Annotated in this window: 22 protein-coding genes and 1 tRNA gene; 18 read left to right on the forward strand and 5 right to left on the reverse strand. The window is 70.0% G+C overall.

Annotated elements, in window-relative coordinates; genetic code table 11:
• Positions 1-25: 25 nt before the first annotated feature.
• From ACIPEQ_RS14170 to ACIPEQ_RS14180, 3 genes are all read left to right on the forward strand, one after another.
• The gene (locus ACIPEQ_RS14170) at positions 26-568 is read left to right on the forward strand and encodes an amino-acid N-acetyltransferase (protein ID WP_402715658.1); all 543 of its coding nucleotides are present in this window, start codon (positions 26-28) and stop codon (positions 566-568) included.
• Between the two features lie 167 nt (positions 569-735).
• Entirely contained in the window at positions 736-1,413 is a 678-nt protein-coding gene (locus tag ACIPEQ_RS14175) for a hypothetical protein (protein ID WP_402715659.1), read from the forward strand.
• 92 nt (positions 1,414-1,505) lie between these two features.
• Complete coding sequence (locus ACIPEQ_RS14180) at positions 1,506-1,667, forward strand: hypothetical protein (protein WP_153257424.1); 162 nt, start codon at positions 1,506-1,508, stop codon at positions 1,665-1,667.
• A 302-nt stretch (positions 1,668-1,969) separates the two neighbouring features.
• On the opposite strand, the gene ACIPEQ_RS14185 is transcribed toward ACIPEQ_RS14180, so the two are convergent.
• Complete coding sequence (locus ACIPEQ_RS14185) at positions 1,970-2,176, reverse strand: cold-shock protein (protein ID WP_022904520.1); 207 nt, start codon at positions 2,174-2,176, stop codon at positions 1,970-1,972.
• 343 nt (positions 2,177-2,519) lie between these two features.
• Here ACIPEQ_RS14185 and ACIPEQ_RS14190 point away from each other — a divergent pair, with 343 nt between their 5' ends.
• On the forward strand, positions 2,520-2,903 hold the full coding sequence (locus ACIPEQ_RS14190; protein ID WP_126890465.1) for an SseB family protein: 384 nt from the start codon (positions 2,520-2,522) through the stop codon (positions 2,901-2,903).
• A 110-nt stretch (positions 2,904-3,013) separates the two neighbouring features.
• Here the strand turns inward: ACIPEQ_RS14190 and radA are convergent, their stop codons facing one another.
• Together radA and ACIPEQ_RS14200 are read right to left on the reverse strand one after the other, a co-directional pair.
• Positions 3,014-4,375 carry a DNA repair protein RadA gene (radA, locus tag ACIPEQ_RS14195; protein ID WP_402715660.1) on the reverse strand — a complete coding sequence of 454 codons (1,362 nt, stop codon included), beginning with the start codon at positions 4,373-4,375 and terminating at the stop codon, positions 3,014-3,016.
• A 9-nt stretch (positions 4,376-4,384) separates the two neighbouring features.
• Positions 4,385-5,425 (reverse strand): SGNH/GDSL hydrolase family protein, encoded by a 1,041-nt coding sequence (locus ACIPEQ_RS14200; RefSeq protein WP_402715661.1) that lies wholly within the window; start codon positions 5,423-5,425, stop codon positions 4,385-4,387.
• A 141-nt stretch (positions 5,426-5,566) separates the two neighbouring features.
• On the opposite strand from ACIPEQ_RS14200, the gene ACIPEQ_RS14205 reads away from it, so the two are divergent.
• The 12 genes from ACIPEQ_RS14205 to ACIPEQ_RS14260 all read left to right on the forward strand — a co-directional run bounded on the left by ACIPEQ_RS14205 (position 5,567) and on the right by ACIPEQ_RS14260 (position 17,335).
• Positions 5,567-5,656, forward strand: a tRNA-Ser gene (locus tag ACIPEQ_RS14205).
• A 376-nt stretch (positions 5,657-6,032) separates the two neighbouring features.
• Complete coding sequence (locus ACIPEQ_RS14210) at positions 6,033-7,019, forward strand: ABC transporter ATP-binding protein (protein ID WP_402715662.1); 987 nt, start codon at positions 6,033-6,035, stop codon at positions 7,017-7,019.
• Positions 7,016-8,050 carry an ABC transporter permease gene (locus ACIPEQ_RS14215; protein WP_402715663.1) on the forward strand — a complete coding sequence of 345 codons (1,035 nt, stop codon included), beginning with the start codon at positions 7,016-7,018 and terminating at the stop codon, positions 8,048-8,050. Before ACIPEQ_RS14210 ends, ACIPEQ_RS14215 begins: the two co-directional genes overlap by 4 nt.
• 41 nt (positions 8,051-8,091) lie before the next feature.
• Positions 8,092-9,426: a YcaO-like family protein gene (locus ACIPEQ_RS14220; protein WP_402715664.1), complete on the forward strand. Its 1,335-nt coding sequence runs from the start codon at positions 8,092-8,094 to the stop codon at positions 9,424-9,426.
• Between the two features lie 13 nt (positions 9,427-9,439).
• The gene (locus tag ACIPEQ_RS14225) at positions 9,440-10,045 is read left to right on the forward strand and encodes a TOMM precursor leader peptide-binding protein (protein ID WP_402715665.1); all 606 of its coding nucleotides are present in this window, start codon (positions 9,440-9,442) and stop codon (positions 10,043-10,045) included.
• Positions 10,046-10,238: 193 nt separating this feature from the next.
• Positions 10,239-10,439, forward strand: coding sequence for a thiocillin family RiPP (locus ACIPEQ_RS14230; RefSeq protein ID WP_402715666.1), 201 nt, complete (start codon positions 10,239-10,241; stop codon positions 10,437-10,439).
• Between the two features lie 67 nt (positions 10,440-10,506).
• Positions 10,507-11,625 (forward strand): site-2 protease family protein, encoded by a 1,119-nt coding sequence (locus ACIPEQ_RS14235; protein ID WP_402715667.1) that lies wholly within the window; start codon positions 10,507-10,509, stop codon positions 11,623-11,625.
• Complete coding sequence (locus ACIPEQ_RS14240) at positions 11,622-13,985, forward strand: hypothetical protein (protein ID WP_402715668.1); 2,364 nt, start codon at positions 11,622-11,624, stop codon at positions 13,983-13,985. The genes ACIPEQ_RS14235 and ACIPEQ_RS14240 overlap by 4 nt, the downstream gene beginning before the upstream one ends.
• A complete protein-coding gene (locus ACIPEQ_RS14245; RefSeq protein ID WP_402715669.1) occupies positions 13,982-14,719 on the forward strand; it encodes a thiopeptide-type bacteriocin biosynthesis protein in 738 nt (245 codons plus the stop codon). Before ACIPEQ_RS14240 ends, ACIPEQ_RS14245 begins: the two co-directional genes overlap by 4 nt.
• Positions 14,716-16,311, forward strand: coding sequence for a hypothetical protein (locus ACIPEQ_RS14250; protein WP_209824352.1), 1,596 nt, complete (start codon positions 14,716-14,718; stop codon positions 16,309-16,311). Before ACIPEQ_RS14245 ends, ACIPEQ_RS14250 begins: the two co-directional genes overlap by 4 nt.
• Positions 16,308-16,952: a nitroreductase family protein gene (locus ACIPEQ_RS14255; protein ID WP_402715670.1), complete on the forward strand. Its 645-nt coding sequence runs from the start codon at positions 16,308-16,310 to the stop codon at positions 16,950-16,952. The genes ACIPEQ_RS14250 and ACIPEQ_RS14255 overlap by 4 nt, the downstream gene beginning before the upstream one ends.
• Positions 16,949-17,335 (forward strand): transcriptional regulator, encoded by a 387-nt coding sequence (locus ACIPEQ_RS14260; protein WP_402715671.1) that lies wholly within the window; start codon positions 16,949-16,951, stop codon positions 17,333-17,335. Before ACIPEQ_RS14255 ends, ACIPEQ_RS14260 begins: the two co-directional genes overlap by 4 nt.
• A 133-nt stretch (positions 17,336-17,468) precedes the next feature.
• Here ACIPEQ_RS14260 and ACIPEQ_RS14265 read toward each other — a convergent pair whose 3' ends face one another.
• Complete coding sequence (locus ACIPEQ_RS14265; RefSeq protein WP_402715672.1) at positions 17,469-18,251, reverse strand: SDR family NAD(P)-dependent oxidoreductase; 783 nt, start codon at positions 18,249-18,251, stop codon at positions 17,469-17,471.
• Positions 18,252-18,337: 86 nt separating this feature from the next.
• On the opposite strand from ACIPEQ_RS14265, the gene ACIPEQ_RS14270 reads away from it, so the two are divergent.
• Entirely contained in the window at positions 18,338-19,186 is an 849-nt protein-coding gene (locus ACIPEQ_RS14270; RefSeq protein WP_402715673.1) for a helix-turn-helix transcriptional regulator, read from the forward strand.
• Between the two features lie 287 nt (positions 19,187-19,473).
• Here ACIPEQ_RS14270 and ACIPEQ_RS14275 read toward each other — a convergent pair whose 3' ends face one another.
• Positions 19,474-19,986: a MarR family winged helix-turn-helix transcriptional regulator gene (locus ACIPEQ_RS14275; protein WP_402715674.1), complete on the reverse strand. Its 513-nt coding sequence runs from the start codon at positions 19,984-19,986 to the stop codon at positions 19,474-19,476.
• Between the two features lie 105 nt (positions 19,987-20,091).
• Here ACIPEQ_RS14275 and ACIPEQ_RS14280 point away from each other — a divergent pair, with 105 nt between their 5' ends.
• A complete protein-coding gene (locus tag ACIPEQ_RS14280) occupies positions 20,092-21,021 on the forward strand; it encodes an NADP-dependent oxidoreductase (RefSeq protein ID WP_402715778.1) in 930 nt (309 codons plus the stop codon).
• Positions 21,022-21,026: the final 5 nt, after the last annotated feature.

A 21,026-nucleotide genomic window follows, 5' to 3' on the forward strand; every position in this document is an offset into this window, starting at 1 on the left:
CCTGCTGCGCCGTATGCTCGACGGGATGACTGGTCACGGCAAGCACGCGTTCGACGAGCGGGACGAGCACGGCATCCGGGTACGTCCGGCCCTGGCCTCGGACGTGCCGCACATCCAGCGACTCATCGCGCCGTACGTCGACCGGCGCATCCTGCTCGGCAAGGAGAACGTCGCGCTCTACGGCTCGATCCAGCAGTTCCGGATCGCCGAGGGGCCCGACGGCGTGCCGATCGGCTGCGGCGCCCTCGCCGTGTTCTGGGACGACATCGCCGAGGTCCGGACCCTCGCGCTCGACGCCGACTGGATCCACAAGCGGGTCGGGCACCGGATGCTCGAGGCGCTCGAGCACGACGCCCGCGAACTCGGGGTCGCGCGCATCTTCTGCCTGACGTTCGAGGTCGAGTTCTTCGCGAAGCACGGGTACCTGGAGATCGGCGAGCAGGTCGTACCGCCCGACGTCTACGCCGAACTCGTGCGGTCGTCGGACGAGGGGGTCGCGGAGTTCCTCGACCTCGCCCGGGTGAAGCCGAACACGCTCGGCAACACCCGCATGTTGAAGCTCCTCTGACCGCGGGGCGGCTGGGGATCGTCTGCCCGCGGGTCAGCTGGGGACCGTCTGACCGCGGGTGGCTGGGGATCGGCTGACCGCGGGTCAGCTGGGGATCGTCTGGCGCTTTGGCGGGTGCCGCGGCGTCGCTCCGCCGCGCAGCGCGGGGTTCGCCCTACCCTGTGCGCATGTCGTCGTTCCGCCACCCCGTCGGCCCCGAGTCGTCCCGCGTCTACTGGCGTCGTCGTGCGCTCGTCGCCGGCGTGCTGCTGCTCGTCGTCGTGGTGGTCGTGCTGATCGTGGTCGGCCGGGGGAGCGGGGCGTCGTCGGCGTCCGCGCCGGGAGCCTCGCCGTCGGCGTCCACCGGTGGTGGGGCCGAGGCCGCGTCCGGGGCTGCATCTGCTCCCGCTGGTGACGGGTCCTCGCCAGCCCCGTCGGCGCCCGCTGCGGCATCCGGCGACGCGACGACCTGCTCGAAGGACCAGATCGAGCTCACACCGGTCGTCGACAAGAGCACCTACGGGCCGACCGAGGACCCCCAGATCGCGATGTCGATCAAGAACACCGGCTCCGACGCGTGCCACATGGACCTCGGTTCGGCGCAGCAGGCTCTGACGATCAGCTCCGGCGAGGAGCAGTACTGGTCGTCGAAGGACTGCCAGACCGGCGGGACGAACCAGGACGTCACGATCAAGGCCGGGCAGCAGCTCACCACGCCGGCGATCGCCTGGGACCGCACGCGCTCGTCGACCACCACGTGCGACAGCGCGCGGCCGTCCGTTCCCGGTGGTGGCGCGAGCTACCACCTGCAGGTGGCCGTGGGGGACCTGGAGTCGAAGGAGTCGGCGCAGTTCGTGTTGAACTGAGCGCCTTCCGATGAGCGGCGTGGCGCGCCGGGCGGTCATCCGTCCACCGCACTCCGCTGTGGGATCGGTCCACTCTGCGTCATGCTGACAGAGTGTCGGATCAGGGAATCGTGCAGGAGTCGGCCTACGAGCGCGACCGCGGCGTCGAGCCGGTGAGGATCGCGACGCTGAAGGGGCTGCGGAAGCGCGCCAAGCGCGGGCTGTTCGAGCCCGCCGGCGACACCATCTGGTCGGACGGCGTCCGCAGCGAGTGACAGGCGGGGCGTCGGTGTGCTCCGACGCCTGGGCCGTTGCTAGGCCTGTTCCTCGGCCGGACCCGGTTCGAGTCCGGTCATGAAGTCGTCGAGGAACGTCTGCATGTCGAACGGCCGCGCGCTGTCTTCCGGTCCGTGGTGCGTGGAAGTCATGCGTCAACGGTACGTCACATCGCTAGGTTGTCTAGCGAGTTGTCCAGAAGCGGCGGTTCCGCTCCTGGCGTGTTCCGCGAGCGGCACGACCCGGACATGCGAACGGGCCCGCCGTCCGAAGACGACGAGCCCGTTCCGAGCAGCTGAGGTCAGCCGATGACCGAGATGTTCTCGGCCTGCGGGCCCTTGCGGCCCTCGGTGATCTCGAACTCCACCTTCTGGTTCTCCTCGAGCGACTTGTAGCCGTTGCCAGCGATCGCGGAGAAGTGCGCGAAGACGTCGGCGCTGCCGTCGTCCGGAGCGATGAAGCCGAAGCCCTTTTCGTTGTTGAACCACTTGACGGTGCCAGTTGCCATGATGGCGTTTCCTTAACTTTCTTGCCAGGCCACGTTCGTTGCCTGTCTTGCGAGACGGCTCTTGCTGCCGCCGATCCACCGACGGTTGTCGTCAGATCAGTGCGTCCCGCGGGCATGGGCCGGTGGGACGGGTTCGGGGCCAGGCGACCTGGGAAGATCAGTGACCGATGGCGCTCGAAGGTGCAGAGCACCGGAAGAACGATGGACTCCCGCCGAAGCGGTTGAGACCAACCTACCGTGCTGTGGCCGCAATGGAAGAGGCAGCGCCCACTTCTGTGGATGATCTCCGCCTCGCAGCCCTTCCTGTTCGCCGAGCGCGTGCTGATCTGGTGGACTAGGGGCGATGGCAGACAAGGAACAGCGCTTCCGGAGCGAGCAGCTCGAGGAGGCCCTCGCGAAGCAGGACGTGGCCGCGGTCGCGTTCGCCCTGCGCAACGACATCGTGATCGTCCCCCGGCTCGTCACCGGCAAGAAGGACATGCAGGTCCGCGTCTTCGGCCGCGAGGGCTCCGACAAGCGCATCCTGCTGCTCTTCTCGTCCGCGGACGCCTACACGGCGATGGTGCCGGACGAGAAGATCCGGCAGGTCATGGTCTACGACGGGCCGCGGCTCGAAGAGTTCCTGGCGGCACACCTCGACTCGCTCGAGGGTGTGTTCTTCGACATCGCCGGGCCCCACACGATGCAGGCGGCACCGTCGGACCTGCTGGCCGCGCTCCGCGCGTAGGCACGCTCGGTCACGGTCGTCCGCCCGCTGCTCCGGCCTGGAGGCGCTGGTCGCCTCCGCCGTGCCGCGCACCGTCACCGGTGGTCGTGGTTCGTGGTTCGTGGTCGCGATCAGAACGCGCGGTCGAGCTCACGCTCGCGGACCGACTGCGTCAGCGAGAACGCGACGCGCAGCGCCTCGCGCAGGTGTTCGGCGTCGGCGCCGAGCACCGTCGTGAACCCCAGCCGGGAGGCCTCGTTCGCCCGCTGCTTCGCGCCCGTCGCGGGACGGATCTCGCCCGCCAGGCTGATCTCGCCCACCGCCGCGAGCGTGTGCGGGTACGGACGGTCGCGTGCAGCGCTCGCCAGGGCCAGCGCGATCGCCAGGTCGGCGCCCGGCTCGGTGAGCTTCATCCCGCCGACCGTCGAGACGTAGACGTCCGCGTCGGAGAGCTTCAGGCCGGCGCGGCGTTCGAGCACGGCGAGCAGCATCGCCACGCGTGACGCGTCGACGCCGTTCACCACGCGGCGCGGCTGCGGCGCCGAGCTCGGCACGACGAGCGCCTGCACCTCGATCGGGAGCGCGCGGCGTCCCTCGAGCGCGACCGTCACGCACGTGCCGGACACCGGGGTGCCGTTCCGCGACATGAAGAGGCCGCTCGGGTCCGGGACCTCGTGGATGCCGTCACCGGCCATGTCGAAGCAGCCGACCTCGTCCGTCGGGCCGAAGCGGTTCTTGAGGGCGCGGACGAAGCGCAGCGCGGTCTGCCGGTCGCCCTCGAAGTGGCACACGACGTCGACCAGGTGCTCGAGCAGTCGCGGACCGGCGATCGTGCCGTCCTTCGTGACGTGGCCGACGATGAGGACCGGCAGCGAGCGCTCCTTCGCCACCCGGATCAGGGTGGAGGCGACCTCGCGCACCTGCGACGTGCCGCCGGCGATGCCGTCCACCGTGCTCGACGAGATCGTCTGCACGGAGTCGGCGATCACCAGGTCGGGCTGCACCTGGTCGATCTGCCCGAGGATGACCCCGAGGTCGACCTCGCTCGCCAGGTAGAGCTGGTCGTGCATGGCGTTCGTGCGCTCGGCGCGGAGTCGGACCTGGTCCACGGATTCCTCGGCGCTGACGTAGAGGACACGCTTGCCGGTCGCTGCCGCTCGCGAGGCGACCTCGAGCAGCAGCGTCGACTTGCCCACGCCCGGCTCGCCCGACAGCAGCACGGCGGCCCCGGGGACGATGCCGCCGCCGAGGACGCGGTCGAACTCGCCGATGCCGGACGTCCACCGCTGCACCCCGGTCCCACGCGCCTCGGTGATCGGCCGGGCGACCCTGGTGCCGGCGACCGAGACCGCCGCGGTGCCGCGCGAGCTCGCCGCGGCCGCCGTCGTGTCCTCGACCGTGCCCCACGCCTGGCACTCACCGCAGCGGCCGACCCACTTGATGCTGGTCCACCCGCACTCGGTGCAGCGGTAGAGGGACTGGGTGCGCGCCATGGCTCGAGGCTAGAGCGCTCCGCCGACACCGCGGTGCCGCGGCGCGTGCCCGTCTCGTGCGTCGTGCTCCGCGTGCTGTTCGTTGTCCTCGTCGTGCTCGGGTGTCCGGTCCTGGCTGCGAGCCTGCTCCGGCAGCGGGATCCCGCCCGTCATCCGCTGGCGCAGCCGCTCCACACGACCCGGGCGGTCGCCGTGGTGGAGCTCGGCTGCGTGCTCCACGTCCTGCTCGGCACGGGCGGTCGCGACGGCGCCGGCCTCACGCCCGAGGTCCTCGGCCTCGCGTGCGGACAGGTAGTGCCGGATCGCTGCGACCGTGTCGACCCGCGCATCCACTGCCGGCTCGAACGCGCTCGCCCAGATCTCGTACCCGCGGTCGTTCGGGTGGAACAGGTCGCCGTAGCTGTTGAAGAAGGTCCGACGGAGCCCGACACGCTTCGTGATGACGTGGAGCGGCGCCACCGTCAATCCGAGCTCGGCGGCGACGCGGTGCACGATCTCGTTCGCCACAGCGACCTTGCGCTCCCGATCGGGCACGAACATGCAGGGCAGCTCGGCGACGATCGCGTGCGACGGCACGGCGCTGTAGATCGCTCGGATGTTCCGTTCGAACTTGTCCGGGTGGAAGTCTGCGATGTCGTTCGCGCCGATCGAGACCGTGCAGATGTCCGGCGCGTACTGCCGCAGCTTCGGGAGCTGGTCCTGCTTCGCACCCCACGTCGTCGCCCCCGAGACGCTGAGGTTCACGACGCGCACCGACATGCGCGAGCGGTGCCGGACGCGACGAGCCAGGAGTCCGACGTAGCCGCGCCCCGGAGCGGTCGCGCCGACGCCCTGGGCAGCGGAGTCGCCGATCGCGAGGTACGTCAGCTGGCCCTCGTGCTGCAGGCGCTCGCGCCACCAGTCGGCGTGGACGGGCAGCATGTCGACCACGCGCTGGGACGCCGCGCGCTGGCCCCGGATCCCTGCGCGAGCACCGAACGCGCCGCCACCCACGACGGCGAGCCCGCCGATGACGGAGGTGAGCAGGGCGACGAGGGTGCGGGTCTTCATGCCGGAGACCGTACGCGCGCTCGCTGCCGCCGGGCTCTGCCGACACCGACCCGTGGACGACGGGCAGGACGACGTCGGCTGTGCAGGGGAGCCGACCCGCGGTGGTCGTGAGCACTGCCGCGATCGTGTAAACTCTCTCCCGGTACCGTGTCCGAGCGGCCGAAGGATCATGTCTCGAAAACATGTGTGGGGGCAACTCCACCGTGGGTTCAAATCCCACCGGTACCGCCACAGAGAACCCCGCCTCGGCGGGGTTCTCTTCGTTTCCGGCGGATGACTCCGCGAGCAGCGCGCGGCACGCACCGACTCGGCAGCATCGATCCGTGACGCTTCCTCGTCCGCGCGTTCCGGCCCTGAACGTCCCCCGTCGTGTCCCCCGGAATGCCGTCAGTATTCCCCTCGGAATTGTTCGGTGAAGCATTCCTGCAGACGCAGGCCACCAGCCCTCGCCCGAGCGGTGCAATGCAGCAAGGGGTTGCGAGATCGCAATTAGTTCCGCTACCGTACGAGCGACCGGGTTCTTGGGGGGCTAGCGGTCAGACCGCTAGTCGGCGCATCGTTGCGTTCACCCGAGAAGCTGTCATCCGCTGCGGTGAATCAGGGGCACATGCGACGCGAAGCAGGCACAGGGCGAGGAACCGGCGACGAAGTCGTCGAGCTCCACGGTTTCACGAAGTCGTTCGACGAATTCGAAGCGGTCCGCGATCTGTCGCTCGGAATCCGAAGAGGCGAAGTCTTCGGTTTCCTGGGACCGAACGGCGCCGGTAAGACGACGACGATCGAGTGCATCGTGGGGCTGCAACGGCCGACGGGCGGTTCCATCCGGGTCCTCGGACTCGATCCGTCGCGGGACCGCGGCGAGATCACCCGCCGCGTCGCCGTGCAGCCGCAATCGGCGAGCCTCTTCGACACACTCACCGTCCGGGAGACGCTCGAGCTCTTCTCGTCGTTCCACGAGCAGCCCCGCGCCCTCGAGGAAGTCCTGGCCGAGATCGGTCTCCAGGAACAAGCGTCAGAACGTTCCAAGGCGCTCTCCGGCGGGCAGACCCGAAGGCTCCTGCTGGGGGTGGCGTTGGTCGCGGATCCCGAGGTGCTCGTCCTCGACGAGCCGTCGGCAGGGCTCGACCCCGCGGCGCGACAGGCGCTGTGGAAGGTCATCTACGGACTGCGGGATCGTGGGACGACGATCATCCTCTCCACGCACCACATGGACGAGGCGACCTCTGTCTGCGACAGGGTGGCCATCATGGTGGGCGGCCGACTGGCCGCGCTGGACAGCCCGGACGAGCTCGTCCGGCAGCATGCGAGCACGAGCGACGTGGCCTTCACCGTCGCGACAACGGTCTCGGACGCGGATCTGGCGTCGGCGCTGGAAGTACCGTTCACATCCGACCCCGTGCCCGGCGGGACGAGGGTCCGAGTGACCACCGACGATCCCGACGAACTCATCCGCCGGGTGACCTTCGCGAGAGCCCTGCGTGCCCGCGAACTCAACGTCCGCCAGGGCAGCCTCGAGGACATCTTCCTCCGACTCGCCGAGCTCCCGGACGAACGACGCCGGCGCGACACCACGGCCGAAGGGAACCGCTCGTGACCACGGACTCCGCAACCGCCTCGCGATCTCGATCGCGCGAGGCGTTCAAGCAGCTGACGTTGCTCAGCACCCGCGAACTGCTCCGCAACATCAAGACGGTCATCGCCCTGATGTTCATGTTCTTCTTCTTCCTCATCCTGATGGCGGGGATCGACTTCGTCATCAACGGAGGCCGCCCTGCTCCCGTCGCCTCGGTGGCAGACGGCCCGCGCAGCGCTCAGGTCGTCGACGCTCTGCAGGAGCGAGGCATCACGGTCCGCGCGGACAGCTCCGCCACGGCCGAGATCACGGTGGACGGAGACCGCGCGCAGATCGTGCTCCCCGCCAAGGACAAGCCCGCGTGGAAGGAACTCGTCGCCGCCGTCCACTCGACCGGTGTCCCGTCCGCGAAGATCGTCGTGACGGACGCCTCAGGGGCGCCGGAGACCGACATCCTCCGGATCAACCTCGCGACCGTCCTGGTGACCGGTTTCATGGCGATCGCGTTCATGGGCACATCGGTACCGCTCGTCACGCTGCGGCAGCGAGGGACCCTGAGACTGCTCGGGACGACGCCGGTGAAGCGGCTGTCCTTCATCGTCGCGCAGAGTCCGATCCGGTTCGCCCTCGGCATCGGTGAAGCGCTCGTCGTCGTCCTCGTCGCTGCGAGTCAGGGGTACGTCGAGTCGTTCAACGTCCTCCGACTCTTCGTCACCCTCATCCTCGGGCTTGCGATGCTCTTCGCCTTCGCGTACCTCCTGGCGAGCAGGTCCGCTCATCCTGACGTGATCACGCAGGTGACCGGGTTCCTTCCGGTCATCGTCATCCTCACCTCGGGCACGGTCCTGCCGATCGACATCTTCCCCGACGTGGTCCGGTACATCACCTACGCGTTCCCGAGTACGTGGTTCATGCAGGCCATCGGGGCGGACATCGCGGGCACGGATCCGTTCGTACCCGTCTACTGGCTGTGGTTGATGATGGCCGGGGTCGGAGTCGCTGCGGCGTTGCTCGCCGCGCGACTCTTCAAGTGGGATCAAGGCGACCTCTAGCGAGGTCGGGGAACCATCGGGGGGAACCATTGGGGGGAACAATGGCATCACACACGATCACGGCCGAGCCGCTCAGCGCGGAGTTGCGAGCGCTCGACGACCTGGTGTCCGACGAGGGAGGTCTCGTCCATGCCGTCCAGAAGCTCACGAGCGACGAAGAGCCCTTCGCCGTCTACACTGCGACGCTCGGCGCACTGGACCGCCTGCAGGAGAACATCCGTGTTGCGCCCGGGTCGGAAGCGGGGATCGAGCTGGCCGGGAGCGGCGGCGGGACCGACGAACGACTCGCTCGCGCCATCGCGATCGTCGAAGCGGTCGAGCGCTACTCCAGCTGCGTGCCCCCGGACCGGCTCCGCTGGGCCAGCCCCCGCGAACTCGGTGACTCGGCCGTCGACCTGACCGTCCTGCCTCGGTGCAGCGCTCACGAGCTCTCCGATGTTCGCTGTCCGGTCCGCGAGGCCGATCCGGAAGAACGTGTCCGATGGACGACAGCATGGTCGTCGACGCGGCAGCAGCTCGTCTGGGTACCGGCGACACTCGTGTGGATGCACCTCGAGGCGCTCACGTCCAGCGAGCGCCTGACCGTCCCGATCTCCACCGGGTGCGCAGCCCACACGGATGCCGCGCAGGCACTGCTGAACGCGGTGTGCGAAGTCGTCGAACGGGACTCGATCGCCCTCACGTGGCTGCAGAGGCTGCAACTGCCCGAGATCGACCTCGCTGACGCGCCCCGGGCCGTGAAGGCCGCTGTCGCTGCGGCGAACTCGACCGGACGCGTCCACCGCTTCTTCGACGCGACCACGGACCTCGGCGTGCCCACGGTCTACTGCGTCGACACCGACCCGTCGTCGGAGACGCTGCGCCACGTGGTGATGTGCTCGACCGAACTGGACCCTGCACGAGCCATCGTGAAGATCGTCCGCGAGATCGCGTCCTCCCGCATCGCGCTCGAGCACGCCGGCCCGGTCCCCGACTCGATCGACGACTTCACCAGCGTCACCGACGGTGCGCGCTTCATGGGGCACCCGGACCGCGCGGACGAGTTCTCCTTCCTCCTGGAGAACGGCCGCCCGACGCGGCGGTTCTCCGAGTTGCAGAACCTCGACGCTGGTGACCCGCAGAGCTCCCTGAACGCCGTCGTGCGGAAACTCCACGATGCAGGCTGCGAGGTGCTCAGTGTCGACCTGAGCACTCCGGAGGCCCGAGCGGTCGACCTGACCGTGGTGCGGGTCATCATCCCCACGCTCATGCCGTTGTCCTTCGCTCACCGCGCGAGGTATTTGGCCCATCCGCGGCTCTACGACGTCCCGACCCACTTCGATCAGGCCGTGCTCGGAGAACGGGACCTCAACCCGTACCCCCAGCCCTTCGCCTGAGACAGGACCTCCGATGCTGCAAGCGCACCTCATGGGTGACGGGACGTTCTTCGCTGCGCTCCGAGGGCGAGCGCGTGCCGACCCGTTCACCACGTCGCCCGACCGTCGAGCCGTCTTCGACTCGACGAACTGGCCATCAGCACGAGCCCGTGTCCTCGTCACCTCCGCCCGGGACAGAGCTGCCGAGGAGCACCTCGATGCAGCGACCCGAGGCGCGGGACAGACCTGGATCCCCGTGCAACTCGAAGCGCGCAGCCTGCGCGTCGGTCCGGTGATCGGACCCCGGCGAGCGGTCTGCATGGACTGCTTCGACCGACGGCAGGAACAGCACGGTCGGCGGAACCGCACGGACGTCGAGCTCGAGGCTGCCCACGACGGCGGTTCGCCCGCGAACGGCTTCACCCCGGCGCACGTCGACATGGTGTTCGCGGTGATCGAGCGGATCACGTCCTCCGACGAGCGACTCCGGGCAGCAGCTTCGTCGCTCTGGCGCTTCGGCTACTCGGACCTCTCCGTGAAGCAAGCACTTGTGATTCCGGTAAGTGGTTGCCGACGATGTGACCGGGATCACGGCGAAAGAGAGCGCTCCGTGCAGCTTTCGCAGTACTTCCCGCGTTAAAGGCGGACCGGATCGTCGCTCAGCCGCTCGCTGTCAGCGGCCCGTTCTGCGTGCAACAAAAGCGGCAATTGTTTGTCAGAGAATTCACGGAGTCCGATCCTTGCGGCAATTGAGAAACCGTCGATAGCGTCCTTTCCAGACATCGAAGATCCTCGAGTCCACGGACCTCGCGAATGTGGGGGAGCGGGGAACGGTGTCCATTCAACAACAATCGAAAAAAGGGGAAAAAATGGACAAGGCAATCGATCTGGTGTCGGTGGAAGAGCTCTCCGTGGAGGACCTGCCCCAGGCAGTCGCCCCCGGTGCGAGCAGCGCCGGAACCGTCGGCTGTGTGTCGAGCGCGGGTAGCTGCGCCGGCACGCTCAGCAGCGTCAGCTCGTACAGCAACCACTGACCTGCGAGGGCGGACGGCCGGAGGCCGTCCGCCCCTTCTCCTCTCCCATCTCCCGACCGAGGCACAGATGACGCAACTCACGAGCGAGACCGAGCCCGACGGGGTGCTCCGGCTGGCCAGTGGTGTGACGCGTGGCGTCGCAGCAGACGGCCGTCTCCTCCTCAGGAGCCCGGCCGGACACTTCGCGGCGGTGCCGGCGGGCGTCGAGCCGCTCATCGCGCGACTCGAAGCGGGTTGCGACCACGACGAACTCGTACAGCTCATCCGCCGGACGGATGCCGTCGACGAGGCCGGAACGGCTGCCACCGACGGTGTGCGCAAGTTCCTCGATGCGCTGCGGAAGTCGGGTTTCATCGAGGGGCAGTCCGGGGAGCACTCCCGTACGGATCGCTTCCTCGCCCGCGCCGGGGCCGACTTCTTCGCTCGACTCCCGCTGCCGGTGAACATCGACGGGTTCGCCGCAGCGGTCGCGCGCCCGTTGCACAGGTTCTCCGCGCCCACGCTCCTCGTCGTCGCCGGGATCGCGGCAGCCACGGCGGTCGCAGGTGGACTCGCAACGGTCCTCGCGAACACGAGCGAACTGGCTCAGCCGTCGATCGAGGCCATCGTCATCGTCGCCGTCCTCGTGGTCATCCAGCTCGCAGTGCACGAGACCTGTCACGCCATCGCCATGCGCACGCAAGGAGCGCGTGTCCGTGAGATCGGTGTCGGGCTGCTGTACTACTTCGTCCCCGTCGCCTACGTCGACCGCACCGAGGCGTACGCGGTCCGGTCCCGGCCAGGGCTCGTGCTCATCGCCCTCGCTGGTCCCCTCGTCGACGCTGCGTTCATCGGTGTCGCGGCCGTCCTCGCGCTGAACGTGACGGGTGGAGCCCACGAGGCCGTGGTCCTCTACCTCACCGCCGAGCTGTTCCTCCTCCTCGCGAACTGCAACCCGTTGTTCCGCTCCGACGGCTACCACGCGATCGAAGCCGCCTTCGGGGCGCTGAACATGCGGGCGCGCGCCTTCACGATCGTCACCAACGCCCTGCTCCGGCGACCGCAGCCTGCCCACGTCCTCACCATGGCCCGAGTGCACCGGGTCGGCCTCGTGTCCTACGCGCTCGGAAGCGTGCTCTACCTGGTGCTGATGCTCTGGAACCTCTCGCACACCATCCTGCTGACCGTGTTCGGAACTCCGTCATGACGCAGTACGCCGTGGCGCCCTTCACCATGTCCCGGATCGCATCGCTGCCGGGGGATGCACTGCACTTCGACCAGCAGCTGACCACGGACCTCCTCGAGGAGGGACACCGGCTCCAGGAGCAGGTCGACTCGATCAGCCGACAGGTCGCAGACGCAGTGCACGTCCTGGTCCCGACGTGCTCGGAGGGTGATCGCCGAGCGCTCCTGGGTCTCCGGAGAGACCTGCACAACCGCCGGCCGTTGACGACCGTCGGACTGGAGGCAGCGGAGCGACACGGGTTGGACCTCGAGGAGCTGGTGCAGCGCCGAGCCGCCGTCGCGGTGAGCCGGGCGCTGATCGCGAAGCTCGCGGACGAGGACGGCACGCGGGCTGAAGAGCGGGTCCGGGAAGCGCTCCGCACCCCGGACGTCGCGGATGCGCTCCGGCTCCTCAGCCCTGGTTTCTTCGAAGCGCTCGGGAAGCCCGCACCAGCGGGGAGCAAGCGGGGAAGGTCCGCTCTGGCCTTCACGTCGAGAGCCGCCCTCAAGCCGAGCCCGCTGTCGACACTGACCCGTGTGGCCGTCGACGGAGCGAACCTCGACGACCGCGTCTCCACACTGTCGCCGGTGGTCGCCTCGACCGTCCTCCGGGAGCTGGCCACCCGCCGTCACGCCCTCCCGACGCTGCAGTACCGGTCCGCCGTACGCGCGACGGGGGAGCGTCTCGTCGCGAGCGTCGAGACGGCGGAGATGACGCACGGCGCGGTCGTCTTCGGGAGACATCCGAAACGGCTGCACGACGCGGACAGCGATGCCGCGCTCCTCAGCACCTGGGTCGGTGGTACAGCAGACGAGTTGCTCCGCCTCGCTGACGGCGGAGGTTGGGCGCGCGCAGCACGGTGGATCGCCTCCGGGGCCGTCTCCGCCGTACCCCCGTGGACACACGACTCCCGCCGTCCGGAGTCGGCGCTCGGCGAGCTGATGCTGCGCAGCGCATGCACGGAGGTGGCCGCTGCCGGGGCGCTCCTCCTGCAGGTCGGTCGCGACGCACAGACGCTCGCGTCGACGTCGGGACCGTCTCGGAGCGCCGTCCTCCGGTCGATCCAGGACGGACTCCAGCAGCTCGCCTCCGAGCTCGACATCGATCTCCCCCGACAACGCCTCGTCAACGAGGACGCGGGTGCCGTGTCACGACCCACGACCTCGTCGAGCGACCTGCCTCGATCGCTGGCCGCCCTGGTCCGCCCCACCCTCTTCCGCTCTCGGGTCTACGACGTCATCAAGGACGCGTTCGTCGCCGCGCACGGTGCCGGCGGTGCGACACACGACGTGCTGGGCTTCCTCACCGAGTGCTCGTTGTCCAGACCGTTCCGCGGAGCGCTCCAGGCCGCTCGCACGGCAGACCGCACCGCGGACGCACATGTCGGGCGCACCGGGCTGCCCGTCGGGGCCACCACGGCGCCTCCCACGATCTCCGCGTTCGTGCAGACCGCGCACGCCCACGACGACCGGACAGCGGTCGTGAACCAACTCATGCCGGGGGTGGGCGGCGTGGTGGCCCGCTTCTGTGCGCTCGGAGACGCGCCGTCGACGCTGGTCCCGATGATCACCGGGTGGGTGGAGCAGCTCTACCCGGATGCCGACGACGTGCGCTCGGTGCTGCCCGGGGTCGACGTCAACCCCTTGCAACGCGCCGCGGCCGCTGCCGTCCCACCGCTCCGAGGTGCGGACCTGGAAGAAGCGCTGCTCGGCATCGCGCTCGCCCACGACCCGGAGACCGACGTGCTCGAGTTCGTCCGGAACGACGGTGCCCTCGTCGCGCCGGTCCCACTCGGCATCGTCCCGGCGTGGACGTTCGAAGGGCCGGTCGGACTGCTGCTCGCGCTCGTCGACCCGTGGATCGACGGTTCCCACATCACCCGTGAGTCGAACCCGATCCGGCGGGCAGGCCGCACGGAACGCGTGGAACGGCATCCTCGGCGCACCGACCGTTCCCTCGTCACCCGGCGCCAGACCTGGCGGTTGCCCGTCGACAGCATCCCGGTCCAGGGGAACTCGACACCTGGCGACTTCCTCACGGCCCTGCACGGGTGGCGGACCGCGAACGGCATGCCGGACGAAGTGTTCGTGCGGATCCACGGCGACGACCCGTTCGACGCGGACACGCGGAAGCCGATCTGGATGCGCTTCAGCAGCTGGTACACGGTCAGTGCGGTGTGGGCGTTGCTGCCGGGGCGTCACACCCTCGAAGTCCAGGAGAGCCTCCCGGTCCGCTCCGGCGCGGAACGCGCAGTGGAGCACGTCATCACGCTCGGATGGCCGCGGCCGACGCCTGGTCCGCTCCGGGCCCGCCACGAGATCGCAGTGGAGTCGAGGAGATGAGCGGCACGTGGACGTACTGGAAGGTGTACGCGCCGACGGCGGAGATGGATCGGGTCGTCCTCGAACTCGCTGACCTCGTCGAGCGCATCGCCGGTGCCGCGACCTCCTGGCACGTCCTCCGCTACGCGGATCACTCCGGCCCGCACCTCCGCTTCAGAGCGTTCACCTCGCCGGCGAGCGCGGACGCCGTCCATGCCTCCCGGCACGAGGTGGGGCACCCGGTCCGCCTCGACCTGTACGAGCCGGAGGTCGACAAGTGGGGAACGAACGGCGTCCGGCGAGCCGAGGAGCTGTTCACGACGTCGACGCTCCTCGCGGTCCACGCCATCAGGGAGCGGATGGACGTCGCAGACCTGCTCGTGCGACACACCGTGTCCGTCCTCGTGCCCGACCAGCGGACCCGCCTTGCTGTCCTCCGCACCCACGCGGCGTGGTGGCTGGGAGAGCAGTCGTCGGACGGCGGAGCGGTCGAGTCGAGCCTCGCAGCGCTCCGCGACGAGCCCCCGCCGAACGTCCAGGACGGCGACCCGTGCAGCCACCGACTGCTGGGGCGCTTCGTCGACGGCCTCGCGGACGCGATGCGTCATGCCGGACCGGGGCATCCACCCGTGTACCACCTCCACCAGCACGTGCACCTCACGATGAACCGCCTCGGGCTCTCGCCGCAGCGAGAAGCCACTGCGGCCCTCAACGAACTGATCCGTCTCGAAAGGGCAGGCATCGAACAAGCATGAACACCTCGCTCACAGCAGCAGCGCTCGACGTGGCCACCCAGAACGACGCGCAGTTCACGATCCCGACGATGCCACGCGTGGTCGCGGCCGTCCCGACGACGTGGTTGCAGGACCGGTACGTGATCGAAGGGGTCGTCTCACGGCGGGTGCTCCAGGGCCGGACGGTGCAGCGTCTCCTCCCGGATCTCCTTCCGCTCCTCGACGGGACGCGGACGTGGGGCGAACTCGCAGCGGACGCCGGAGTGGCCGAGCCCACCATCCGTCAGGTACTCGGGATCCTGTACTCGGCGGGACTCCTGGAGGAGGGTGACGCACCGAGGCCGACCGGCGACCAGGCGCTCCACGACTTCCTCAGCAGGACCTTCGACGCGACTCGGCATCACCAGTCCGGCTCAGCCGCGCGGGCGGCACTCGACGCAGCGACCGTCGGGGTCGTCGTCGACGACCAGGACTTCGCGTCGGAGGTCGTGGCTGCGCTGCGATCGAGTCACGTGCAGGTCATCCCGGTCGACGAGTTGCAGGACACCTCGCCGAGCCTCGCCATCACGGTGGACCTCGACGGTGTCCGACCTGACGCGCAGATCTGCGCTTCGCTCCGCGCTCGCGGTGTCCCCGTGCTGCCCGTCACGCTCCGCGGAGCGGACGTGGGCATCGGCCCCGTCAGCTACCCCGACCACAATCCGTGCCCGGACTGCACGGAAGCCGGGCTGCAGGGCCTCGGAGCACACCGAGACGTCCCCGGCGAGCACGTTCCGCTGCGCGGACTGCTCCCGGCCTGCATCGTCCAGGAGGCAGTCCTCCTGCTCGCTGGGGTCGGCACCGCCCGGACGGTCTCTGAAGCGATCGTCATCGGCGGCGATCCGCTCAGCACGCGCTTCGAGTTCGTCGTCCGGCGGCCGGGGTGTCGGACCTGTGGAACGGGCGAGTCGGACTCCGACGGCGGGATCGCCTTCGCCTTCGAGGAGTCCGTGGCGTTCCCTCCCGCGCGTCTGACGAAGCCACGGACGCACCAGCAGCACTTCGAACCCGCGAACATCGCGTTGAGCCTCGAGCAACGGCCTGCCGAAGGCGAGTGGTTCCCGCTCCCGGTCGATCTCGAGGTCGACCGACCGAACGGGGCCGCCGCATCGCTCGCGCACGTCCTCGCTTCCGGCTTCGCGCTGAAGCCACCTCACCTCGCAGAAGCAGGCAAGGTGCGCCGGTGGGCTCCGACGGGCGGTAACCTCGGCTCCCCGCAGGCGTACTTCACCACTCGCGACGTCCCCGACGTCCCCGACGGACGATGGATGTACCGCGGGGACGCCTACGCCGCGTGTCGCCTCGGTGACGCTGACGACGGCGATCCCGGCGTCGAGCTCGTCGTGGTGAGCGAGATGTACCGCGTGTGGAAGAAGTACAACACCTTCTCCTACCGCATCGTCGCGCTCGACGCCGGCGTCGCGATGGCCCACGTCGCCGTCGCGGCGACAGGTCTCGGGCTGCCGACGACCAACCACCTCGGATGGGTGGCAGCCGAACTGCAGTCCCGCTACGACCTCGACGACAGCGAGCAGATGGTGACCGGGAAGCTCACCATCGGAGGCCTCCGATGACCGACCGCATCAGCATCGTCAGCGACCTCCGCACCGCGGCCGACGCCAGCGCACAGCGCGTCGGATCTCCACCGCAGCAGGTGTCGGCAGTCCCGGGCTCCCAGGAGCTCGGCCGGGCCATGCGGTACCGGTCGGCCACGACGCAGTTCGTCGACCAGCCCGTCGAACGGCGCCACGTCGACGCCTCGGCAGCCGCCATGACCACGATGGACGCCGGTCTGTGGGGCGACGCAGCGCACAGCTCGCCCCTCCGCGTCCTGGTCGCCTGCCGACGGGTCGTGGGCGTGCAGCCTGGTCTGTACGAGTACGTCGACGGGGGGCTGCTCCGCCTCGACGGGGACGCCGAACCGCTCCGGATGCGCGAGATGGTGTTGCAGCCCGAGTTCGCTGAGGCAGGCGCCATCCTCCTGGCCGTCGGGAACCTCGCAGGGATGACGAGCCGCTTCGGCGCCCACGGTCACAGGATGCTGCTGAGCAGAGGAGGGGCCGCGTGCGAAGCAGCATGGCTCACCGCGGTCGAGTTCGGACTCGTCGGGAGCATCTTCGCCGGGTTCCTCCCCGGCGCGCTCCGCCAGCGCACCGGCATCGACGGCAGTTCTGACCTGCAACTCCTCGCACTGGCGATCGGCGCTGCGGCATGAGCGCCCACCCGCGGGAGCGGTTGGTCCCGGAGCTGTTGCACCCGTTGCGGCTCTCCATCGTGGCGAAGATCGTCGGAACGCACAGCATCACCTTCCGGGAGCTGCGGGACGATCTGGGTGTGTCGGACGCGGCACTGAGCCGGCACTGCTCGAACCTCGAGGCCGCAGGTCTGGTGAGCGTGACGAAGACCTTCATCGGGAAGACCGCGCGGACCCGGTTGAGCATGACGACGGACGGTGAGGTCCGGTGGCAGTCGCATCGAACTGCGTTCTGCGAGCTGATCGGCGTGGACACCGGACCGCTCTCGGCATCGGAGCCGGCTGGCGACGACGCCCCTGCCGACGACGCAGCGCCGCATCAGCATCGGCGCGCTCGCTCCTGACGTGGCTCGGACGAGCGAGGCACGAACACCAGCTCGATCCTGATCGGCACCGGCGCGGACGTCGGAAGGGCCGGCCGCTTCGTCTCGCCGCAACGCGGTCCGGCGGTAGCCTGCGCTCCGGCGCCGGGCGGTCTCACGCGCCGGCTCCGCCGTCCACCGGGATGCTCGCCCCGGTCACCATCGACGCACGGTCACTGAGCAACCAGGCGGCGACCTCGGCGACCTCCTCTGGACGCGCCATCCTGCCGAGGGGGACCGACGCGTTGATCTGCTCGGTGATGCCCGGCGTCGCGACCTCCCACTCCTCGATCATCTCGGTCTCGGTGCCGCCCGGCGTGATGCCGTTCACCCGGATGCCCTCGGGCGCCCAGGTCACGGCGGCCGTCTCGGTGATGCTGTTCAGCGCGCGCTTCATGGCGCCGTAGGCGGGGAGTGCGGGGTTCGCGCGGCGACTGCCGATGCTCGAGGTGTTCACGATCGATCCGCCACCGGACCGGCGCATCAGCGCTGCCTCGGCGTTCATCGCGATCCAGTGGCCGCGGAAGTTGACCGCGAACTGGGTCTCGACGTCCTCGTCGCTCGTGGTGTCGAGCGGGCCGGGCTGCTGGATCGCTGCGCCGTTGTTGAAGGCGCCGTCGAGTCGTCCGTGCAGGGTGTCGACGTGGTCGACGGCCGACCGGATGCTGGCGGGATCCGCGAGGTCGAGGGCGACGGCGTCCGCGGTACCGCCGGTGCTGCGGATGTCGGTGACGAGGGTGTCGAGGGCGTCGGTGCTGCGGGCGGCGAGGACGACCGCGGCGCCCTCGCGGGCGAAGAGCCTCGCGGCGGCGGCACCGATGCCGCGGCTGGCGCCGGTGACGAGGACGACCTTGCCGGCGAGCAGGTCGAGGGAACGGGGTGCGGTGAGTTCGGTCATGGCATCAGCGTCGGTCCGACGGGAGCGCCCGATCCAGGTACAGCCGGTACCAGGACGTCGTCGTACGGGCGGGGGAGGATCGGGGCATGGACAAGCAGGAGCTCGCCGCGTTCCTCCGCTCCCGCCGGGAGCGGTTGCGGCCGGAGGACGTCGGGCTGCCGTCGGGTACGCGTCGGCGGACGCCGGGGCTCCGCCGTGAGGAGGTGGCGGTCCTCGCCCACATCTCCACGGAGTACTACGTGCGGCTCGAGCAGGGCCGCGCTCCGCGGCCGTCGGCGGAGGTCCTGTCCGGCATTGCCGGCGCCCTCCGGCTCACGGACGCCGAGACCGACCACCTGCACCTGCTCGCCGGGACCGCCCGGGCACGGACCGGGACGCTCCGACGCGAGGTCCGACCGAGCATCCTGGCCGTGATCGAGCGGCTGCCGCAGACGGCCGCGATCGTGCTCGCCGCGGACTTCGAGGTCCTCGCGTGGAACCCGCTCGCCGCTGCACTGATGGAGGACTTCGCCCTGCGCGACCGTGCCGGACGGAACCTGGCGCGTCAGGCCTTCCCGACCACCGGCTCGGACCAGCCCACGGACCCGCCGTACGGCATCTCGGACGGCGCCGAGTTCCAGCGCCACGTCGTGATGCGCCTGCGGACGACCCTGGCGGAGCACCCTGCGGACGAACAGGTCGTCGCGCTCGTCGACGAGCTCCGGTCGGGGAACCCCGACTTCGCCCGACTCTGGGACCGCCATGACGTGCAGCCGGCACCGATGCTGACGAAGACCTTCCGCCACCCGGCCGTCGGACCGGTGACGGTGGACTGCGACACGCTCGCGCTCACCGACGCCGACCAGTTCCTGGTGCTCTACACCGCGGCGCCCGGGTCAGCGGGTGCGGACGCCCTGGCCCTGATCGGGATGCTCGACGGACAGCGCGCACGCTGACCACGGGCAGCCCGTGCGGCGCGGACCACCGCGCCGCCGCCGTGGACCGACGCAACGTCTCCTACGCTCGGGGCATGGGGATGAACCGGGACCGACGTCTGGCCGTGATCGTCGGGAGCCTCGTGGGGGTGCTCGGCGGCGTCGGGCTGATCGCTGCGGGCGCGCTCCACCTGCTCGGCGCGTAGCCCGAGCCGAGGACGGATGTGCGGAGGAACGAGATGACCACTCGCCACAGCCGGACCGGAGGCGCGGTACCGGCCCGCCCCGCGCCTCCCGTCCGGCCATGGTCACGCCGCGCTGCCCGCCCCCTTCCGCCGCGCCCGCCCCGCCGACCGCGGCGGGTGCTGTCGCAGGTGCCCGCTGATCCGCCCCAGCACGTCTGCCAGCTGCGCTGCGTCCTCGTCGCTGACGTGCGCGAACAGCAGCTCGTGCACCGTCGCGATGTGCCCGGGCAGCACGGTCGCGAGGGCGTCTCGCCCGGCGTCGGTCAGCGAGACCACGGTGCTCCGCTCGTCGTCGGGTGACGGCCCCCGCGTGACGAGCCCGCGCTGCTCGAGCACCTGCGCCTGGTAGGTCAGCCCGCTGCGGCTGTAGACGACCCCGTCCGCCAGGTCCGTCATCCGCAGCCGCCCGTCCGGCGCGTCGCCCAGTCGGGCGAGCAGCTGGAACTGCACGTAACTGAGTTCACCGGCGTCGCGGAGCTGCTGCTCGACCGCCGGCCGCAGCAGGGCCGCGACCTCGGTGAACGACAGGTACGCGCCGAGCTGGGTCGGAGTGAGTGCCGACGGGGGAGAGGCCATCTCTCGATCCTACCTGTTGCTTCGAACTCGAAGCAAGTGTACGGTCGACCCATCGCTTCGAATTCGAAGCAAACGACGAAGGGGAAGACCATGAACGAGAACACCATGCGGGCAGTCCGGTTCCACGAGGTCGGCGGTCCGGAGGTGCTGCGGATCGAGGACGTCGAGCGCCCCGAGCCGGGCGCAGGCGAGGTGCTGGTGCAGGTCGCCGCCTCCGCCTACAACGCCGCCGACAACGGCATGCGCGGCGGGTTCCTGCCGATCCCGGTCCAGCTGCCGCACGTGCCCGGGTACGACGTCTCCGGAACGGTCGTCGCGCTGGGCGAGGGTGTCGAGGGCCTCGCCGTCGGCGACGCGGTGGTCGGGTTCCTCCCGATGGAGCGCGACGGCGGTGCCGCCGAGTACGTCGTGACACCCGCGGAGGCACTGGTCGCCGCCCCGACGAGCGTCCCGCTGGTGGACGCCGCGGCGCTTCCCTCCGTGGCGCTGACGGCCTGGCAGGCACTGTTCGACGAGGGGCGCCTCGAGGCGGGCCAGCGCGTGCTGATCAACGGCGCCGGTGGCGTGGTCGGGAAGTACGCGATCCAGCTCGCCGTCCGTGCCGGTGTGCACGTGGTCGCCACCGCGAGCCCGCGGAGCGCCGACGCGGTCCGCGCCGCGGGGGCGCAGCAGGTGATCGACCACACCACGACGGACGTCCTCGCGGCGCTCGACCAGCAGGTGGACGTGCTGCTCAACCTCGCGCCGATCGAGCCGGAGCGGTTCCGGGCGCTCGTCGCCGCCGTGCGTGACGGCGGGGCCGTGGTCAGCACGACCGCGTTCATGGCGACGCCGGACGACGAGTCCCGCGGCGTCCGCGCCGCGACGGTGTTCGTCCTGCCGGACCGCGAGCGACTGGCCGAGCTCGTCGCGCTCGTCGACGCCGGGCAGCTCACCGTCGAGGTCACCCGGCGCATCCCGCTGGCGGAGCTGCCGGCGCTCCACGCCGAGGGCGCGGCCGGGCGGATCGCCGGCAAGGTCGTCGTCACGGTCTGAGGGAC

It is taken from the genome of Curtobacterium sp. NPDC087080, from assembly GCF_044745105.1.
In the GTDB taxonomy this organism is placed as follows: domain Bacteria; phylum Actinomycetota; class Actinomycetes; order Actinomycetales; family Microbacteriaceae; genus Curtobacterium.

What these genes read in the sequence shown, in the direction of transcription:
- ACIPEQ_RS14270 (WP_402715673.1), top strand. Translation starts at nt 18,338, where the DNA reads ATGGACAAGCAGGAGCTCGCCGCGTTCCTCCGCTCCCGCCGGGAGCGG.
- ACIPEQ_RS14210 (WP_402715662.1), top strand. Translation starts at nt 6,033, where the DNA reads ATGCGACGCGAAGCAGGCACAGGGCGAGGAACCGGCGACGAAGTCGTC.
- ACIPEQ_RS14260 (WP_402715671.1), top strand. Translation starts at nt 16,949, where the DNA reads ATGAGCGCCCACCCGCGGGAGCGGTTGGTCCCGGAGCTGTTGCACCCG.
- ACIPEQ_RS14170 (WP_402715658.1), top strand. Translation starts at nt 26, where the DNA reads ATGACTGGTCACGGCAAGCACGCGTTCGACGAGCGGGACGAGCACGGC.
- ACIPEQ_RS14175 (WP_402715659.1), top strand. Translation starts at nt 736, where the DNA reads ATGTCGTCGTTCCGCCACCCCGTCGGCCCCGAGTCGTCCCGCGTCTAC.
- ACIPEQ_RS14185 (WP_022904520.1), bottom strand. Translation starts at nt 2,176, where the DNA reads ATGGCAACTGGCACCGTCAAGTGGTTCAACAACGAAAAGGGCTTCGGC.
- ACIPEQ_RS14245 (WP_402715669.1), top strand. Translation starts at nt 13,982, where the DNA reads ATGAGCGGCACGTGGACGTACTGGAAGGTGTACGCGCCGACGGCGGAG.
- ACIPEQ_RS14225 (WP_402715665.1), top strand. Translation starts at nt 9,440, where the DNA reads ATGCTGCAAGCGCACCTCATGGGTGACGGGACGTTCTTCGCTGCGCTC.
- ACIPEQ_RS14250 (WP_209824352.1), top strand. Translation starts at nt 14,716, where the DNA reads ATGAACACCTCGCTCACAGCAGCAGCGCTCGACGTGGCCACCCAGAAC.
- ACIPEQ_RS14220 (WP_402715664.1), top strand. Translation starts at nt 8,092, where the DNA reads ATGGCATCACACACGATCACGGCCGAGCCGCTCAGCGCGGAGTTGCGA.
- ACIPEQ_RS14235 (WP_402715667.1), top strand. Translation starts at nt 10,507, where the DNA reads ATGACGCAACTCACGAGCGAGACCGAGCCCGACGGGGTGCTCCGGCTG.
- ACIPEQ_RS14190 (WP_126890465.1), top strand. Translation starts at nt 2,520, where the DNA reads ATGGCAGACAAGGAACAGCGCTTCCGGAGCGAGCAGCTCGAGGAGGCC.
- radA (WP_402715660.1), bottom strand. Translation starts at nt 4,375, where the DNA reads ATGGCGCGCACCCAGTCCCTCTACCGCTGCACCGAGTGCGGGTGGACC.
- ACIPEQ_RS14280 (WP_402715778.1), top strand. Translation starts at nt 20,092, where the DNA reads ATGCGGGCAGTCCGGTTCCACGAGGTCGGCGGTCCGGAGGTGCTGCGG.
- ACIPEQ_RS14265 (WP_402715672.1), bottom strand. Translation starts at nt 18,251, where the DNA reads ATGACCGAACTCACCGCACCCCGTTCCCTCGACCTGCTCGCCGGCAAG.
- ACIPEQ_RS14240 (WP_402715668.1), top strand. Translation starts at nt 11,622, where the DNA reads ATGACGCAGTACGCCGTGGCGCCCTTCACCATGTCCCGGATCGCATCG.
- ACIPEQ_RS14255 (WP_402715670.1), top strand. Translation starts at nt 16,308, where the DNA reads ATGACCGACCGCATCAGCATCGTCAGCGACCTCCGCACCGCGGCCGAC.
- ACIPEQ_RS14200 (WP_402715661.1), bottom strand. Translation starts at nt 5,425, where the DNA reads ATGAAGACCCGCACCCTCGTCGCCCTGCTCACCTCCGTCATCGGCGGG.
- ACIPEQ_RS14275 (WP_402715674.1), bottom strand. Translation starts at nt 19,986, where the DNA reads ATGGCCTCTCCCCCGTCGGCACTCACTCCGACCCAGCTCGGCGCGTAC.